Below are 18,733 nucleotides of genomic sequence, written 5' to 3' on the forward strand. Positions count from 1 at the left end.
TTAGCGGGAGCCAAAATTATATGTAGGCTCTCAGCCAATATAATTTAGCCATATTGTTTAAACACTCATCGCTATATTTTAACAGAATCTTTACCACTCTTTTAGTTGTTACGTTTTGATAGTCAGTTGTTTTAAGTGTCAGGCTGATAACTGTTAAAGTTGAGCCTGACACTACTAAAAGAGGATCTGTTTTCCATATAAAATAAAAAAAAGCCCGCAACCGCGGGCTCCCTTAAACTACTATTTATCAATTGTTCTGAGAATTAATTTTTAACGAGTTTTAATCGCTGTTGATCTCCGGCTGCATTTTCAACAGTAACGTTATATACGCCTGCCGACCACATTCCTGAATCAACGGTAGCTGTGGCAGCTGACATTGCTCCTCTAAAAACGGTTTTGCCCAGCATGTCATAAACCACTACCGATTTGATCGCTTCTGCACTTTCTATAGTAAAGAATTGCTGAGCAGGGTTAGGGTATATGCTAATAGCTTTTTTGTAGAACTCGCCTATGCCGGATGTTGTACAATAACCATTAGGGTCTGTTATGCTCACTGTTGCTGTGGTTGTAGCAATATTTCCAATTGTGTCTGTTGCAGTAATTATAACTGTTTGCTCACCCAGATCTGTACAGGTAAAACTTGCAGGAGAAATCGACCATGTCCATGTAGCAGTGTCATTTCCGCAAGAATCAGTACTTCCATTGTCAAATTGTGCTGCTGTAATATTCACTGTGCCGTCTTCCGCTACCGTTGCCAAAATATTCTGAACCGCAAGTGTAGGCGCTGTAGTGTCATTTACAATAACATTTTGTGTTTGTGTTGCTATAGTACCTGTTGGACCGGTAAATGTCCAGGTAATTGCAGTAGTGCCCTGCGTTAGTGGGAATGCCGCATTTGTCGTTGCGGTAATTGTATTGCCACAGCTGTCGGTTGCTACAGGTACAGTAAGGTCTGTAAGTAGAACTGAGCATTGTGAAGTCACATCTTCAAGTGCTGCAGAAGTTATTGTATTAGTTATAATGATGTTCTGTGTCTTGGTAGCTGTACCTCCTGATGTTGATGTAAACGTCCACTGTATGGTAGTGTTTGCAGTGATTGGGAAAATACTTTGATCATCTATGGTAGCTGTAACTGTACCCGCGCAAATATCAGTTCCTGTCGGAATTGTAAGGTCTTCAAAGTTTACGCTGCATGCTTTTGAAAAGTCAGGAATAGCATTAGCATTAATGGTGCATGGATCAATTGTAAGAGAGAAGTTCTGTGCATATATTTTAGACTCATTAGTTGTTTTTGCTTCCACAAACGTTATTACACCCTGGTTATATGCAGGTTTGTTTAATACAATCCTTCCTTTGTTTGCTGCAAAAGTTGCCAATGGCTTAACATAAGTGGCGGGGAAAAAGTTTCCGTTTACATCCAAGAACTGTGCGCTTAGGGTAGTAGCAGAGACTCCATTGTCAGAGCCTGATTTAAGGGCAAATACAGGCAGGCTGTTTGCCAGGTATAAATTGCCAACATGCATTCTTGAGGCAGCATCTACAGGGTACACCTGGTGTGCATTATCTGTAAATTGTCTTGCTCCTGTAACTTTGTCAAACTTCTGTACATATTCTCCGTATGTAGACTGAGAAGAAGGAGTATATGAACTGATCATCCATACATATTGCGAACCCGTGCTGTAAGCTATTTTTGCATTCATTTCATAATAGGTGAGGTTAGTGTCAAAGTCTATCCCGTTTATACCCCATGGTGTAGTCCCATCTGTATTAAGTCGTTGTGCAAAGGCATCATATCGTAGTCCTGTTGCTAATGAGTATCCGTAATAAATCACATCGCCATCCTGTGTGCCGCCATAGGTCAGGTTGTTGTAAGTCGAACCTTTATCTGCCAGCTGTGTAGGCTGTGTCCACTGTGCAACACCGGTTGAATCGTACCTTTGTGCAAACAGGAACGAGTTTATTCCTGCTGATGTCCTTGTGTGAAAAACGGCTGTAAAATAACCATTACTTTGTTCAAACATATCTGCTACCACAGTACCGCTGTTAGAATATGCAGTGCTGGGCATAACTTCAATAGGGTTGAGCCAGATTGCCACACCCATCTCAGTATAGTGCTGTATTTTAGCTTTCCCCCCCGCTGCCGGCATCCAGCTTATCAATACCTCAAAATTTGATAACGGATGTATTGTTGGCAGGTAACCCGATCCTACGTTTAGTCCGGATGCGCCCCATGGCAATTCTCCCGTAGGCATAACTTTATAAACGTATGCTGGCGTACCTGCACCTGTGCCGGTTGCGCCTACATATAAGTTTCCTTTGCCATCTACACTCAGTTTCCACATTGTCGTGTAAGTGCTCATTGGTAACGTATTGGTAAGCAGCATGCCGTCATCGCCAAACAATTTTGTTCCCGTCGGGTCCAGGTACTGTACCCATATCTCAAAGTTTACGGGAGCAGGTACTGATTTATAATATACTATGTAAGTTCCTCCTGAGGGAGTCGCTATCGATTGTGAATCAGAGCTAAGGCTGTTGGATACTTTTAGGTTTATGGCAGTGTCAGATTGCCATTGTGCATTTGCATTAAAAATGCACAACACTGCGAAAAGCAGCATGAATGTAATTTTCTTCATAATTTTATAAAAATAGTTAGTCTTTTGGCAGGGTTAACTGCCTGAATAGTTGTTATAAAATTATGAAAGCTGTTAAAGTCGTGATTATTTGTAAGTATCCATAAAACACTCACGGGTAAAATTTATACCCTGCTTTTACTACTCTTTTTATTTTAAGTATTTGAAATTCAAATTTTTGAATAAAAAATATTTTATTCAAGTCCTGTCAGGTAGTCGGTCAGGTTTTCGGCTGTATTGGTGAGGTTTAGCTTTTTTCGCAGCCTGGTCCTGGCATTTTCAAGCGACTTAACAGATTGTCCTGTGATCCTGGCAATCTCTTTAGTGCTTAAATTTAATTTAAGCAGGGCGCAAAGCCTTTTATCTCTATAGGTAAGTTCAGGGTGCTTTTCGTCAAGAATTTTATAAAAGGTTTCATATACCTGCCCATAATGCAGCTCAAACTCTTTCCAGACATCATCTTCGGCTGTGTCTTTACCCAATTGCTTGATTATGGTATCGATAGCCAGCTGAATTTCTCTTTTAGGCGATTTCAGGCGTAGGTCCTTAAGCTCATCAGAGACGTGCTCAATAATTTCAGCCCTTTGTATTTCTATCATGGCTTTGGTTACCAGTTCCTTGTTTTTGAGTTCAAGGTTGGCATCGAGTTCTTTTTGTTTTGCTTCCACGAGCTCTTTTTCAAGCTGTGCTTTGGTGAGTTTGTTCCTATAACGGTTTAATAGTATAAGGCATAAAAGCAACAGTATGATAAGCCCAAAACCCATAAAAAGATATTTAAACTGAGTCTTGCTCTCGCGTAAATCCCTTAACTCTTCATTCTCTTTATGCTGCTGTTCCAGCTTTAGTTTTTCAACAGCCATAGCCTTCATTTCAATCCCCAGGCTGTCACGCAATGTGTTGAATTCCTCGAAATATTTTGTCGCATTTTTATAATCCTGCTTAAGGTTGTAGGATTTGTAAAGGTTTTCGAGTGCCGATAGATTTTCAAAAGTATACTGATGATCTGTAAGCAATGAAGCTGCCTTTTGGGAATATACCAAAGCCGAATCAGATTCCTTTTTTGAGAGATACAATTTTGAAAGGGAATTGTAAATCCATGCCCTCATTCTTTGGTCATTATTTGCTTCGGCTAACTTTTTTGCTTTTGCAAAATAGCCGGCTGCCAGGTCAAACTTATTCAATTCGACATAGGTAAGCCCAAAATTATTGTAAAGCATGGTTTCAAGCTCCCTGTCTTTTAGCTGCTTTGAAAGTTTTAGCGACTTGTTGAAAAATACAAGGGCACTATCCTGTTTATGGTCGCTGGAATAAAGTTTCCCAATGTTGTTGTATGCTTTTGCAACATTAAGCGATTGTTTTGTTGCGGTATAATGTTTTAAAAGGGCATTAAAATAATGCAATGCCCTTTCTTTATTATTTAGACGGGCATAAATAATTGCCAGTGAGTTCTCAAGGGTGTATTTTTCAGTACTGTCATCTTTAGAATGATAATATTCATAGGCCTTAAGGAAATAGGAGAGAGAAACATCAAAGGCATCCTTGTCATTATAAATACCTGCTATTTCTGTGTTTACATAAGCTGTAAATTCTTCCGAATTGGCAGCTTTAGCCTGTTCTTCGGCATAGTTTATATAGTGAAGTGTCCGTTTCCAGTCGCTGTTCTGCAACGCTTTAGAAATGCGCAATGCCATCTTTGCCTTGCCTTCGTTATTTTGTATAACCGAAAGGCTGTCAATAAGGGTATTGACATTGCCCTGAGCGATAGCAAATTGCGACAGGATAAGCAGCAGGAATGCGATTTTTTTCATGGAGTGCGAATTGAGCTACTAAATTACACTTTTTAAAGATAGAATTTTTCCTAATATTACCTATTCTTCATCAAGCTGGTCTAAAACGGTTTTTACCTGTTTAAGGTGCTTGCCGTAATACCATCGTGGTATAAACTCTGCCATAAATAGAGAAAAGATGATTAGTACAGCTATCAGTCCAATCGCGATTGCAAGGCCTGTTTCTTTTTTATCCAGAAAATTGGAAATTGCATTTTCATTTTTTGTTACTGTCCCTGCCAGTACACCAAAAGAGAATCCCAAAAAGAACATAATATAGGTTAGTGCTTTATAAAGTTCTATGTTAAGTTTCAGCTCGTAGAAAAACCAAAGTAGATTCTTGCGGCTGTCAAACGTCATGTCATACGACTTTTTATAAAATACAAAGAACTTATAAAAATAATAGGCCATAAAGCCTATCGTGATAGCATAGAAAGGAACAAATAAGGCTGTAAGCTTATCTGAAAAATCAAAAATAAGCGGAGCGAAACCCGTTAGTACCAGTATGAAAGCCTGCATGAAAAAATCCATTTTCATTTTTTTGCGCACTTTGTCAATAGGGGTTTGTGCCTCTTTTAGTGTGTCTATAGTGTTGGGAACAGTGATCCTGTCTGTAGGTTCGTTGTTCCATTGTTGTTGCAATTCGTTAAAATTCATAACCCTGCTTTTTTATTATTTCCTGTAATTTATCTTTTGTTCGGTTTAGTTTTACGCGGGCATTCACTTCGGTAATACCCAGGTTTTGGCCTATCTCTTTATGCGATTGCCCTTCGAGAAAAAGAAATATCAATGCTTTCTCTACCGGATTGAGCAGCTGCACGGCTTTGTAGAAATAGTCCAGCTGTGTCTCGCGGTGCATTTCATCAATATCGTCTTTCACATCCATTTCAGGATGCATTCTTATATTATCGGGTTTTTTCTTCTCTTTTTTGAAAAAAGTAAGCGCACTGTTTACGGCTACCCTGTACATCCAGGTAGAGATCTGGCTCTCTCCCCTAAAGGTGCCATACGATTTCCAGAGCTGCAGTACGATCTCCTGAAACAGGTCTTCCCTGTCTTCGGGCTCGTCCATATACATTCTGGAAACCTTATGGAGCAGTCCTTTGTGCTTTTCAATAACAGCTAAGAATTCCTTTTCGTTGGTTTTCAAGATCTGTGGTTTTGGTTGGTTGTGGCCTTTTTATTTTACGGGTGTAACTTTATATCCCTGTTGTCTCAGTAATTCTATTAGCCCTGTTTTCCCGTACAGGTGGCCGGCACCTACTGCAAAGAAAGTACTTTCCTTTTTTACTATGGCAGGTATTTTTTTAACCCAGGCTTTATTTCTTTCGGTCAGCATCAGGTTTTCGGCATTAGCATCCATAAAACGTTTGTCTTTTAATGTTTTATACAGCTCGGGAAGGTTCTCTTCTTTATGAAAGCGGGCCATGTCGGCTAATACCTGTCCATATTCAGACTTCATTTTTATTTGGCTGAGTATTTCGGTAAGGCTGTATGATTTTTCAATTACACCTGCCTGGCTGTCTATCGTTTCCAGTCCGCCAATGGTTTTATGCTGCTCCTGTGCCATGGCAGTAAATTCACCTTCATAAAATTTCATCTCGGTTGGAGGGCATTTCATTGCGCCAACAATCGCTATGCTCAACAAACCCGAAGGTGATACATGTTCCGCCTGATCAAGTGTAATGCCTATTTGCGAAGTAAGGATGTCATTGGCTTCTTTTTTTCCGGCATCATCAAGTCGGCTGGACAGAGTGGTTTCACTCTTCATCATTTTTTGCATGGCCTGAATTTCATTTGGGTCGGTAGTATTTACTTCAAGAACCAGGTTAGAGGTGCTGTTGAAAGCCTTGCTTACTTTTTCCTTAATTTCAAAATCAGATGCACAAAGCATGTGGATAGTTCCAAACAGGTACGAAGGTTTTTCTATTCCGTTGCCTTCTATTTTCCAAAGCATAGAGTTGTTTTTGTTGTCTTGTTGTGCATTGCCTGTTACTATTGTTGCCAGTGCTGCGAGTAAAAAGATTGCTTTTTTCATGATTTTCGTTTTTTGATTGTGATTTATAACAAGTATGTAAACGACTTCCTGATTCGTTACAAAAAAAGATGAAAAATTTTTCGATAAACAAAAAAAGCCCTGCAATTGCAGGGCTTCAGGGTGTAAATATTTTTTGTGATTACACGGTTATTTTTTTCCATCGTCCTTTTCTAAAAAGGAAAATGGTGGCGACTGTCATGCTGGCTTCGGCAACCGGAATGGCCCAGAATACGCCTGTAGGCCCCAGGTTAAAATGTTTTGCAAGAAGCCATGCCATAGGTATCTGGAATAGCCAAAAGCCAAAAAAGTTAACCCATGTAGGTGTTTTAGTGTCTCCTGCACCGTTAAAGGCATTTAGCAATACCATACCTATTCCGTAAAATATGTAGCCCACACTCAAAATGCGTATGGCTTCTACAGCGATGTCATGCACCTGTGCATTATTGGTAAAGAACCACATCATCGGGTCGGCAGCTAGAAGGCATATTACCATAATAACGGCCATATAGGCAACATTAAATTTTGCGGTTACAAATACCGAACGCTCTGCCCTGTCCGTCAGTTTCGCGCCAAGGTTCTGGCCTACCAGTGTTGCGGCAGCACCGCTCAGTCCCCATGCCGGCAGCATAAAGAACATCATGATGCGCAATGCGCTCTGATATCCCGCCGAGCCTTCATCGCCACCCGTTGTGGCAACAAGCTCTGCCAGGAATATCCAGCTGCACGATGCGATTACAAATTGTAATATGCCGGGAGCGGCAACTTTTACCAAGGCTCTTATCTGTTCCCAGTCGGGTGCAAAATAAGAGATGGCTACCTTCAGGATGCCTTTACCGTTAAACAGGTTATATAGCTGGTAAAGTACACCCACGCTTCTGCCCACGGTAGTGGCAATGGCTGCGCCTGTAAGCCCCATGGCAGGAAATGGCCCCCATCCGGGAACTAATACCGCACACAGGATAATGTTGAAAAAGTTGGCTATCCAAAGGCTTCGCATGGCAATGGCGGCATTGCCTGCCCCACGAAAGATACCGTTGAAAAGGAACAGCAGCATAATAACAAAGCTTCCGCCCATCATGATGCGCATAAAAGGGGTGCCAAATTCGGCAGATTCTCGCGATGAACCCATAAGGACTAAAATGTCGGTTGCATAGATCAAGCCAAGGATAGCGATAACAACATTTACCGCTATGGCTATAATAATGGCCTGCATGCCCGCCCTCGAAGCTGCTTCGGGGTCTTTTTCGCCTATGCGTCGTGCTACTACCGCAGTAGCGGCCATACTCATACCTATGGCAATTGAATATACTATTGATAATACCGACTCGGTAAGTCCTACTGTCTGTACTGCAAAGCTGCTGTTTTCAAGATGGCCTACAAAATAAAGGTCTACCAGTGCGAAAACCGATTCCATGGCCATTTCCAGCATCATCGGGATGGCAAGCAAAACTACCGCACGGCGGATGCTGCCTTGTGTAAAGTCTATGTTTTCTCCTTTTAGCGATTGCCGCAGCAAATCTAAAAAACGGGAGAAGGGGCTGGGTTGTTGAATTTCTTTAGTCATTTGATTGGGGTTTGATATGATTGATGATAGAAACCACTTTCGCGGTTTCGGAATTCAAAGCTAACAAAATTTGCTAACCTTATTAAAAATGAGTGATTTGAGAATTATAAAGCTTCAAGCAGCTTTTTGCTGACGCGGGCAGCAGCTATCCTCGAAGCAAAAATTCCAAGGATGAAAATGGTCAGCAACACGATTATGATATTCATAACGCTGAAATTTACCGGATAAGCCATGGTGTTGGTGATCATGACTACGCTGTAATATTTCTGGATAAGTACCACTGCAGTTCCTAATGCAAGTCCAAAAACGGTTCCCAGTGCGGTAATAAAAATTCCCTGATAAAAAAAGATCTTGCGAAGGTTCTTTATTTCTGCGCCAAGGCTGTACAGGGTTTTTATATTTTCCTTTTTGTCCAGTATCAGCATAATAAGTGCTCCTGCAAGACAAAATAGCGTGAGTACCACTACAAGGGAACAAAACAGGTAGGTGACCAGGTTTTCGGCATTCAGCATTTTGTGCAGAGAGTCGTTAAGTTGTTCCCTGTTTCTTAGAACTACCTTATTATTGAATACTTTTTCAATGTCTTTTCGCATGTCTGCCTCATTCGTTCCTGGTGTCAGCTTAAATTCGACAGAAGTGTACTGGTTGCGCTTAAACTGAAGGAGTTCCTGAGCCAGGGCTATGTCTACATATACATATTTATTGTCCTGATCATCATTAATGCTATATACGCCTACAGGGATCAGCCTTGTTTTAACAAACGCATCATCGGGATTCTGAATGGCTCCTTTTCCGGCTTTGGGTACAAATACCTCAAAATCACGGTTGAACTCACCAAGCCCCATTGAGAATTTCCTCATGATTCCGGCACCTACTACTGCTTCTCCGGTATATGGCCTGAGCCATTCCCTCAAAGTGCTTTTTTTTATGGGGTTTACCGCGGTAAAAAGGCTGTCAACACCTTTCATGTAAGCGACCTGTTCTTTTTCGTCAAAATAAAAAAGCACACGTTCTTCGGCAATTTTGCTGTAAACGGCTATGTTTTTTAGCTGATGGAGTTCCTGTTCCTGCTTAGGTGATATCATAAACGACTTTCCGGTTGCAGGTGTAAGCTTAAGGTCGGGATCGGTAGTATTGGTAAACGAAAGGCTAAAGTCCTTAAGCCCGCTAAAAACCGAAAGGATTATAAAAAGAGCTGCTGTGCTTACTACAATACCCGTTGCTGCAATGCCTGTAATTATATTTATGGCAGTGCTCTTGCTGCGGCTTATGGTATACCGCCGGGCTATGTAAAACGGAAAGCTCAAGTTATGGTTCCTGGGGAATTATGATTTTTTACGTCTGTCTAAAAGTTCAGGGTTAGCTATAGGGTTATTTTCTCCTTTAAGCTCCTGTTCCAGTTTCTCGATCTGATCTAATGAGTCGTCTATGTAAAATACCAGGTTGGGCACTTTACGCAACTGAAGCCTTACGCGTTGTGAAAGGTCATGCTTGATAAGCGGTGCATTAGAGCGCACAGCCGCAAGTATTTCGGCTCCACGGTCAGAAGGGAATACGCTAAGGTGTACTTTTGCTATAGAAAGGTCCGAAGTAACGTTAACTTTAGATATAGAGATGATAAGGTTACTGATGCCGTTTTTACGTATCTCACCCTGCAATATGTCCACAAGGTCATTCTGCAGCAGGGCGCCTATCTTTTTTTGCCTGTTTGTTTCCATCTTGCAAAAGTACTCAATTTTCTTAGAAGTTGCAGAGTCTCAAAGATACAGAGTTGCAAAGTTTGAATCATTATCCAAAGTTTTATATTTGCCGGAGGAAATAACAAATGAATAGTATGAGAAAAATTGAACATATAGGCATCGCCGTAAACAGTCTTGAGGTTTCTAACCAGCTTTTTGAAAAACTGTTTGGCGCACCGGCTTACAAAATGGAAGAGGTAGCCAGTGAAGGTGTAAAAACTTCATTCTTTATGAATGGGCCTAATAAGATCGAATTGCTTGAAGCCACAACACCGGATAGTCCGATTGCTAAATTCCTTGAGAAAAAAGGAGAAGGTATTCATCATATCGCTTTTGATGTTGAGGATATCGTAGCTGAGATCGCCCGCCTGAAAGAGGAAGGTTTTACCGTGCTTAACGAAATCCCTAAGAAAGGAGCCGACAATAAGCTGGTGGCTTTTTTACATCCAAAAGGTACAAATGGGGTGCTTATTGAACTTTGCCAGGAAATATTTTAGTGATTGCAAAAACTTAATAATCAATGGGTATTAAATTATCTTGCAAAAAAGTATAAAATATCCTTAGCAATTATTTGCATTGAATAAAAAATAGTAGTAATATTGCAGCCTCGAAACCGGTCCTATAGCTCAGCTGGTTAGAGCACCTGACTCATAATCAGGTGGTCCCTGGTTCGAGCCCAGGTGGGACCACAGGTTTTACAAGACCCTTCACAGCAAATGTGGAGGGTTTTTTGTTTTTGAGGAGCATTTGAAGCTCATAACGCTGTTGGAGGGTCGCTTTGTTTTGTAAGTTCTAATCTATATTTCTTTGTCCGAGGTTATGAAAGAAACACAAAAACAATGCATTGTATCAGTTGCTGTTAAGTAATTTATTTTTTGCTTTGATAAATTCTTCTTCTGTGATAGTTCCTTCATCTCGTAAGGCTTTCAAACTTTTAATTTCTTCTGCTATAGAAGTAGCTGGTTCCTTGGCAGTACTAACTGAGCCTTTTTTTGCCGGGACTGTTAATTTTTTTGAGTTGGCCAGTCCTGATAAAGAGTACTTCTTAATAATAGGAATTCTAAATTCGTTAAGGGATAGCAAATTTAAAACATAGTCACCATTTTCTTTTGTAAAAAATGAGTCGAAAGGAATTACGGTTAAGTCAAATTCTTTCGTAATGGTAATGTCTGATACGCTAATCAAATACATTTTATAATCAACAAGATAAACAAGCCACTTATCGTCGCCCGATGCAATCAACTTGGGTGGAGATTTTACGAAATAACTACCATTAAATAAATATTTCTCTTTTACAGTGAAGTCATAAGGCTTGGCAAAAGAGGAGGTTTGAGCCGTTTTTAAAAGTGTTTCGGCATTTTCAAAGTTGTATGTCGGGCCGGAAATTTTTCCAATCTGACCATTTGCTGTGGTAAAAAAAAGATCGCCATTTTTAGTGGAAGCTATACCAGTAAGTTTGTTGGTCACACCAATATTTAAACCTTTTTTATTATCAAATTTGTCCCCATATAAAAAGGAACTGGAGTAGATTGTTAAATCAGCTGAAATGTCCTGGCTAAAGCCCCATATCAATGATAATAGCCCATCGCCAGTTTGTATTGCGTAAGGAAAATATTCTGATACGTTATATTGTCTTTTATTTTTTATCAGGAAATTATCTTCATTAGGAAGCATAACTCTTTTCTTATCATATTTTTTGTTCAAATCCATATCAGTATAAAATATACTGTTATAATATGGTCTGTAATATTTTATATTTTGATCATTGAAATCTGTCCAGTGCATAATAGATGCCATTAATACGTCATACAAATCTTTATGCGTTATTGCTTCTCCCGTAAGAGAATTTATAATATAAGCCTCTTTTTTATTCAGTCCGGAATCGGAATGAGGATTTTTTCCTGTTGTAATTGTGAAAAATTTTTCATCATTTGAAACGTCAACTCTGACTATATGTGGTTCATAGTATCCAGATTCACCATCATTTTTCCATAGTATACTGGTCAGTTTTTTAGATAAGTTTGATTTTGAATTTTTAAGAATTAAGATCCCATTCTCTACGGAAAGTGTTGAGCCGTTGTCAAAATCATATCTATACAACGATGTAATAAAATTAGAAGCAGATTTTAATACAGCGGCATCTATCAAATTTTTACTTAAATTATGATCCTTTTCAGAGTATACCATCGCCCAGCTCATTTTAGCATATTTTTTATAGTCCTCTTTAAATTGCTGACTTTCTTGTAATGCTGCTAAACCAACCACAGCCAATGTTACCCCCATAGCTGTGTCCTGATTCATGTTTGGAATACCTGTAGCTTCAGATAGAGCTGCTCTATAGGCAGGGTCATTAAGGAACATTCCATTTCCAAGATTTGATATAATACCTAGTTTTTCAGCTAACTTGTCAGGACTTTGCAATAATAAATTTAGACTAGTGCCCATTTTTTGATATTCAGCCTGTTGTGAAGTTAGGTTACCCGTATTGAAAGCTACACCTAAATCCCAATAAACCTGCCTCATACTTAAATCGTTATCCATACTCATATTTTGGCTGTAGGTCAGTAACTTTTGTTTAAGTGTCCCTTCCGGCAAACCGCCAGCAATTTTTTTAAGAGACTCACTGTCAATTTTTAACGGGTTGTCCGGATCCTGTTGAACCATGGTAGCCAGTTCCTCTATCAGTTTATCGTTAGATTTTGAATTGCTCTGGCTTGTCGCAATGAATGTATTGAGAAGTAATATTAAAATAATATGTAAACGCATATATTTATTTTAAATAATGATAAAATTAAACGTAGATTCTATAAATAAGACTGAAAGGTGAAGTAATTTTAATTGTACCAAAGTTTCCTGTTAATCAATTCCTACTGCGTTCCATTCACTTTGGCTTATTACGTCTGTGCATGGGCATTTTGAAGTATCTACTATAATAGATTTCAGTCCTTTAATTATTGGCTTTAAATAATCTTCAATATCAGTATATGTACATTTTGCTAGAGCCGCTGCGGCACAAAAAGCCCAGGCTTGCACTTCATCATCATCGCCTGAAGTTAACTCCAGATATTTATCATATAAAGGACAATTGTCAATCCCTGTTGATAGCTCTTCTGATTCAACTGTATTGCTTCCAGAAAGAGTAAAAAGTTGTTCAGGACCGCCTTGTTTACCGACGTAATATCTGTCATTTCCAGCTATTCTGATATAATAATGCGAATATTTAGTTTCGGTATGATAATAGCTGTTTCCTCCTGTACTTTTATACTGATTTACTTTATTGGGCTCAGTCAAAGTAATAATATTACCTTCATGTTTTAAAATCACAGTGTAAGTATATCCCAAATCAGAAGAAGAATAATTCCCTGAAATTAGGGTTTGTGAAATCATCGTGTTTACACAAAATATTACAAAAAATAATAGAATTGCTTTTTTCATTTATTCTTGAATTCTTCCTGTCCTAACACTATTGGACAACTTAATATTTTCCAAATATATAATTTTTTCATGATTTGTTTTAAATTGGATTATAACTTGTTTAAATATAATTGTTTAAGTAAGAGGTGTCTTTTTCTCTATAGATTTATCATGTAAAGTGATTTTGTGATGTTAAGGGTTGAAAATGACGTTTTCGAATGTTTTTTGATGCAGAATTTTTCTAGATGTAACAATTCTATAGTAGCTTTATTTATTTTTTGAAATAAAAATCCTACATAAAATTATTACAAATGCTTAAAAGTGAACGTTTTTCACATATTTTAGAAAATAAAATCAAAAAAAATTCGGTTTAATCATTTAATTATTACACTTTTGCGCCTTAATTTATTTTTATGAAATCAGGAGTTGTAAAATTCTTCAACGAAGAAAAAGGATTTGGATTTATTGTACCGGAAGACGGATCAGCTGATGTGTTTGTTCACATCTCTGGTGTAGTAGGCCAAATCAGCGAAAAAGATGCTGTTGAATACGAAGTAGAAGACGGCAGAAAAGGCCCAACGGCTGTAAACGTTAAAGTAATAGACTAATCACCAGAAGAGATATCTTCGGATTACCTATAACTTACCAGCACAGAGTCCCCGCATTGCGGGGACTTTTTTATTTTTGTACTATGCAAAATCTCACACTCCTAAAGATTACTCCCGAACATCTCGCAATGCTTCAGCAACTTAGTGCGCAGACATTTACCGACACGTATGCCCAATTCAATACCGACAAGGATATGCGTGAGTATATAGCTACTGAATTTTCAGATGAAATGCTATTGAGGGCTCTAAATAAAACTTCTGTTGGGTTTTATTTTGCAATGGAGGCAAATGTGCCTGTCGGGTACATAAAAATCAATTACGCGCCTTCCCAAACCGACCTAAATGACTCTAAAAGCCTCGAACTGGAACGTATTTATGTGTTGAAGGAACATCAGGGCAAAAAGATAGGGCAGTTCCTGCTGGATGCTGCTCTTGTTATTGCTGTTGAAAATGATCTCGATTATTTATGGCTTGGCGTTTGGGATAAGAATACCAATGCCCAACAATTCTATGCTAAAAATGGTTTTACTCCCTTTGGTACCCACGATTTTATGCTGGGCAGTGACAGGCAACGCGATATTTTATTGAAACGTACCGTCTGAGTCCGGTTTTCATTACTTTAACACATTAATAAAGTGCTGATGCTGGCCATCCAGAACTGGCTGCTGAAATTTTTGCAGTTGCAAAGGCCGATGAACTGGCATTGATAATCAGGTGGTAGTAAAAGGTTCGGGAAAGACTTTTTTTGAATTAATAGCAAGTATAGAGTATGTCTATACAGCTATATGTTATTTATATATAAAAAAAAATCGCTGGTAATTATTCGTTCTATTTTTGCACGATTAATAAATGTTTTATGAATAATTCTTCCCTTACAAGAGGTGTGGTGCTGGTAAGTATTGGTGCTGCCAGTTATGGAATTTTGGCAACACTCGTCGGATTAGCCTATAAAGATGGCTACAGCACTACCGAAGTCGTTACCTCTCAATATTTAATAGGCTTATTTACAATTGGTTTGTTGGCTCTTTTTAATAAAAAGGTAAAGCAACCGGTAAAAGACACATCGGATAAGTACACCGTTGCAAAACTTATGGCAGGGGGAACCTCTTTCGGACTTACGGGTTTCTTCTACTACATGTCAGTAAAATATATACCGGTTTCAATAGCTGTTGTGCTGCTTATGCAGGCAATCTGGATGGGTATTGTTGCAGAGGCATTGCTTACACGTAAATTTCCGGATGTATATAAATGCATAGCCGTTATTATGGTTTTGTTTGGTACGCTGCTGGCTACTAACGCGATTAGCAATCTGGATGGCTTAAATGGTACAGGTTTATTTTGGGGCTTGCTGGCCGCTCTTATGTATACTATAATGCTCCTTGTTTCTAACAGGGTAGCACGCACTATGCATCCGCAAAGAAAAAGCTTCTGGATTCTTTTGGGAGCCAATATCGCTGTTCTGGCTGTAGGCTATTTTAACATGCCTGCAGAATATCATATATCAATATTCTATAAGTGGGGCTTGCTGGTGGCAATTTTTGGCACAATCCTTCCTCCATTATTCTTTAATGAAGGGATGCCTAAAACCGGTATGGGGTTGGGATCTATTATTATTTCAATTGAAATACCTGTGTCTGTAGGGATGGCTTTTTTTCTGCTTAACGAAAAGGTTGTAACAGTGCAGTGGATTGGTATTGTTGTTATTATACTATCGGTTATCATAATAAATCTCAAGGAACTGAGAACAACTTTTAAAGAATAACTATCCAGTAATACCAATATTATAAGTAAAACAAAAAAGGCTTTTTGAACTGTTCCAAAAAGCCTTTTTTAATTATTTTACCGAGCTGTTAAGCGTTTTAGCTACAAGTGCAAAGTGCGCTTTTACGTAATCTTTATGTTTGATCTTGTAAACCAAGGCGCCTTCCGTAGTGGTAACCACTATTTTAGCGATGGCTACGGTCTGCAATTTTTTGAAGTTCTTTTCCATGTCTTCAAATGTGCCTTTTTTAGAGGTTAGCGCAAAAGATGCTTTATAAGCTTCATGGCTGCAATCCGTTTCCGATATCTGAAAACATTGAATTTCGGTACCGTCTTCAAGAGTCAGTAAAACATTATTGTCAGATTGTCTTACACAACCCAGCTTATTGTCATTGTGGTACATGTCAAGATCGATAAAATAGGTTTCGACAGTTTTGCCTTTTGCAGCATTACTCTGATAGCCTGCAGAAAAGAATACTAACCCTGTTTTTGCTACTGTGTCGTCTACCTCAATTTTACTTCCCTTGTGGTTTTTGGTAAGTATAAGCCTGGTGCCCGTCTGAGGGTCAGTAGTATTAACGTCAATAGTCTGAGCCGATGCTGCAGTTACAGTAAGCAGCAATAGTGCAATTAGTTGTTTAAGTTTCATTTGTGTCAGATGGTTTTAATTGCAACAAATATAATAGATATGAGGCAACTGCAAAACGCACTGAATGAATTAATTTATTGGGAAATAAATATTGAATATAGCCCCTTCGCCGGGTTGCGAAGATGCATTCATTATCGCTTTGTGGTTTTCGGCGATTTTCATGCAGATGGCCAGCCCAATGCCCGTGCCTTCATATTCTCCTTTGCCGTGCAGCCTTTGGAACACCTCAAATATGCGTGTTGCATATTGCGGACTAAAGCCAATGCCATTGTCGGTTACCCATACATGCAGGTAGTCTTTTTCGCTATTTGCATTAGGATTATCAATGCTGCTTCCTGGCACTCTTTCTGATAGTACGGTGATTTCAGGCGCAACCCCTTCGCGGGAAAACTTCAGTGCGTTAGACATCAGGTTGTTGAATAACTGGCGTATCTGAAAAGGTATTGCTGTGATTGTAGGCATGGGACCAATAGAAATCACCCCATTCTTATCATTAATTGAGTCGGCGAAATCAGAAGCGACTTCCCTTAACAAAGTGTTGAGGTCGACTTGCTCAAAGGTTTTTTCGGCAGCATTAGAGCGGGAATAGGTGAGGAGATCCTGAATGAGCTTAGTCATCCTTCCGGCGGCGATTTGCATCCGCGTGAAATTGCGTTTGCCTGATTCTGAGAGGTTTTCGAAATCATTGGCCATAATGATGCTCCCAAAAGTATGAATCTTTCGTAACGGTTCCTGAAGATCATGGCTCGATATATAAGCAAAAGAAGACAGCTCTTTATTGGTGCTTTGAAGTTCCTTGTTGGCAATCTTAAGTTCGTTAGTTCGCTCTGCTACAAGTGATTCCAGTGATGCCGAAAGCAGCCTGAATTTCTCTTCACTTTTGCGAAGGGCTTCATCAGCCTCTTTACGATCGGTGATGTCGATTATAACTTTGGTCGCGCCAATGATATTGCCTTTATCGTCATAAAGCGGTTGTGGATGTACAATAACATGGCGTCGCTCGCCATTTGTACGGTACATATATATTTCTTCTTCTATAGTGCGTCCCTCCTTGAATGCTCTGGCCATAGGGCAGCTATCATGCGTAATGGGTGTGCCATCCAGGGCAGCAAGCTTAAACGATCCGCACCAACGGTCAATACCGGGTTCGGGTTTGCGTCCCCATAGCACCTCCGCGGCATGGTTGTATAGGTCGATATAGCCGTTAGCATCAATAGTGTACATTGCTACAGGCAGCGTCTGGATGAGGTGGGCATACCTTTTATGCGCCGCATTCTCGATTTCACGGGCCTTCACGCGGGGGGTGACATCATTTACGGTACACATAATGCCGTTGATGCTGCCATCGCCTTCATACAGGGGTGCATACTCATAATCAAGGTAATACATTTTTCGGCCATCATGTGAATCTACGTATGCAGGTGATTCTGAAGCCCGGTGTGGAATCCCGCTGTCCATTACTTTTTGCAGTAACTCGGGATAGCCCTGTTCATGCAATTCAGGGAAAACCTCAAGTATACTGCGGCCTACGACTTCATTATAGTTCATGCGCCACAGGTCTTTCAGCATCACTTCATTAGCAATATCGATGATAAAATCTTTGCCTTTCAGAATGGTCATTGCGATGGGCGAACGCATCACTATGTTGCTGAATTCCTTCTTTTTAGCATCAAGGGCTGCTTTTTGATTCACAGTTGCCGTCACTTCGGAAGTCACTATGACAACGCCGTTTACCCTGCCGGTATCGTCAAAAAGAGGCTGGTATATAAAGGTAAAATAGCAGGGGTCTTTAACGCCATTACGGATAAGATAGATGCCAAGTTCCTCGCCAATATAAGGTTCTCCGGTGGCATAAGCATTTTTCATTATGCCCTCAATAGGCTGATCCTTAAGCTCCGGGAGTATGTCGAACAGCGGTTTGTTAACGAATTCTTCCCTGGTCTTATCTACCAGTTCGAGGTACAACGGATTGGCAAATTCTACTACAAAATCAGGGCCTTTGAGTATGCAGATTCCCACCGGCGCCTGCTTAAAGAAAGAGTGCAGCGTTTTTTCTACAGCGTTTATATCTTCCTTATTTTCAGTGAATTTAGCATTGATTTCCTCTACACCTCGGGTCAGGTCGCGGTGGCTGAAATAGGAACTTTGGGCTACAGTTTTATCATCTGATTTTAGTGCCGAAAGCTCAAACTGTAACAGGTAATTGTCAGCCTTAAGATCCAGTATTTCAAGCTGTTGAAGCGCTTGTTCAGTATTGCCGTCATCGAATAAGGCTATCGTTTTTGAAGCGCTTTCGATGAGGCTATTTGCTGATTTGGCAAGTGTAGTAACTTGATTATCATTGGTTTCAGGCTGCGAAAAGCTATAGTCGGAAAGGATGACTTTAGGGCCTCCTTCTGACACATAACTGCGTACCGCTTCCTGCAAGCGTTTTGTGAGTTGGAGTGATGTGGTGAAATTCATTTCCTTGCCGGTGTCCATATATATAGTAAGAATTCTTCAAC

General features: G+C 39.7%; 16 protein-coding genes and 1 tRNA gene. 5 read left to right on the top strand and 12 right to left on the bottom strand.

The features are described from left to right. Positions 1–263: 263 nt before the first annotated feature. The 8 genes from ACX0HA_RS13585 to rbfA form a co-directional block, all read right to left on the bottom strand. Positions 264–2,633 (bottom strand): T9SS type A sorting domain-containing protein, encoded by a 2,370-nt coding sequence (locus ACX0HA_RS13585; RefSeq protein WP_458845835.1) that lies wholly within the window; start codon positions 2,631–2,633, stop codon positions 264–266. Positions 2,634–2,824: 191 nt separating this feature from the next. Beyond that, on the bottom strand, positions 2,825–4,438 hold the full coding sequence (locus ACX0HA_RS13590; RefSeq protein WP_458845836.1) for a tetratricopeptide repeat protein: 1,614 nt from the start codon (positions 4,436–4,438) through the stop codon (positions 2,825–2,827). Positions 4,439–4,498: 60 nt separating this feature from the next. Next, a complete protein-coding gene (locus tag ACX0HA_RS13595; protein ID WP_458845837.1) occupies positions 4,499–5,113 on the bottom strand; it encodes a hypothetical protein in 615 nt (204 codons plus the stop codon). Continuing rightward, complete coding sequence (locus ACX0HA_RS13600; protein WP_458845899.1) at positions 5,103–5,534, bottom strand: RNA polymerase sigma factor; 432 nt, start codon at positions 5,532–5,534, stop codon at positions 5,103–5,105. Before ACX0HA_RS13600 ends, ACX0HA_RS13595 begins: the two co-directional genes overlap by 11 nt. Before the next feature lie 102 nt (positions 5,535–5,636). After that, a complete protein-coding gene (locus ACX0HA_RS13605; RefSeq protein WP_458845838.1) occupies positions 5,637–6,494 on the bottom strand; it encodes a TraB/GumN family protein in 858 nt (285 codons plus the stop codon). A gap of 139 nt (positions 6,495–6,633) precedes the next feature. Further along, complete coding sequence (locus ACX0HA_RS13610) at positions 6,634–8,058, bottom strand: MATE family efflux transporter (RefSeq protein ID WP_458845839.1); 1,425 nt, start codon at positions 8,056–8,058, stop codon at positions 6,634–6,636. 104 nt (positions 8,059–8,162) lie between these two features. After that, a complete protein-coding gene (locus ACX0HA_RS13615) occupies positions 8,163–9,365 on the bottom strand; it encodes an ABC transporter permease (protein ID WP_458845840.1) in 1,203 nt (400 codons plus the stop codon). Between the two features lie 18 nt (positions 9,366–9,383). After that, entirely contained in the window at positions 9,384–9,776 is a 393-nt protein-coding gene (rbfA, locus tag ACX0HA_RS13620) for a 30S ribosome-binding factor RbfA (protein ID WP_458845841.1), read from the bottom strand. A 116-nt stretch (positions 9,777–9,892) separates the two neighbouring features. On the opposite strand from rbfA, the gene mce reads away from it, so the two are divergent. Together mce and ACX0HA_RS13630 are read left to right on the top strand one after the other, a co-directional pair. Further along, positions 9,893–10,294, top strand: coding sequence for a methylmalonyl-CoA epimerase (gene mce, locus ACX0HA_RS13625; RefSeq protein WP_458845842.1), 402 nt, complete (start codon positions 9,893–9,895; stop codon positions 10,292–10,294). Between the two features lie 118 nt (positions 10,295–10,412). After that, positions 10,413–10,486, top strand: a tRNA-Ile gene (locus ACX0HA_RS13630). Positions 10,487–10,646: 160 nt separating this feature from the next. Here the strand turns inward: ACX0HA_RS13630 and ACX0HA_RS13635 are convergent. Together ACX0HA_RS13635 and ACX0HA_RS13640 are read right to left on the bottom strand one after the other, a co-directional pair. Then, entirely contained in the window at positions 10,647–12,563 is a 1,917-nt protein-coding gene (locus tag ACX0HA_RS13635) for an SHOCT domain-containing protein (protein ID WP_458845843.1), read from the bottom strand. Between the two features lie 90 nt (positions 12,564–12,653). Next, positions 12,654–13,232 carry a hypothetical protein gene (locus ACX0HA_RS13640; protein WP_458845844.1) on the bottom strand — a complete coding sequence of 193 codons (579 nt, stop codon included), beginning with the start codon at positions 13,230–13,232 and terminating at the stop codon, positions 12,654–12,656. A gap of 392 nt (positions 13,233–13,624) precedes the next feature. On the opposite strand from ACX0HA_RS13640, the gene ACX0HA_RS13645 reads away from it, so the two are divergent. From ACX0HA_RS13645 to ACX0HA_RS13655, 3 genes are all read left to right on the top strand, one after another. Further along, the gene (locus tag ACX0HA_RS13645; protein WP_458845845.1) at positions 13,625–13,819 is read left to right on the top strand and encodes a cold-shock protein; all 195 of its coding nucleotides are present in this window, start codon (positions 13,625–13,627) and stop codon (positions 13,817–13,819) included. 83 nt (positions 13,820–13,902) lie between these two features. Beyond that, positions 13,903–14,421, top strand: coding sequence for a GNAT family N-acetyltransferase (locus ACX0HA_RS13650; RefSeq protein ID WP_458845846.1), 519 nt, complete (start codon positions 13,903–13,905; stop codon positions 14,419–14,421). A 254-nt stretch (positions 14,422–14,675) separates the two neighbouring features. Continuing rightward, the gene (locus tag ACX0HA_RS13655) at positions 14,676–15,581 is read left to right on the top strand and encodes an EamA family transporter (protein WP_458845847.1); all 906 of its coding nucleotides are present in this window, start codon (positions 14,676–14,678) and stop codon (positions 15,579–15,581) included. Between the two features lie 72 nt (positions 15,582–15,653). Here the strand turns inward: ACX0HA_RS13655 and ACX0HA_RS13660 are convergent, their stop codons facing one another. Continuing rightward, a complete protein-coding gene (locus ACX0HA_RS13660) occupies positions 15,654–16,229 on the bottom strand; it encodes a hypothetical protein (RefSeq protein WP_458845848.1) in 576 nt (191 codons plus the stop codon). Positions 16,230–16,298: 69 nt separating this feature from the next. Continuing rightward, positions 16,299–18,710 carry a PAS domain-containing sensor histidine kinase gene (locus ACX0HA_RS13665; RefSeq protein ID WP_458845849.1) on the bottom strand — a complete coding sequence of 804 codons (2,412 nt, stop codon included), beginning with the start codon at positions 18,708–18,710 and terminating at the stop codon, positions 16,299–16,301. Positions 18,711–18,733: the final 23 nt, after the last annotated feature.

This window comes from Flavobacterium hauense, from assembly GCF_054457175.1.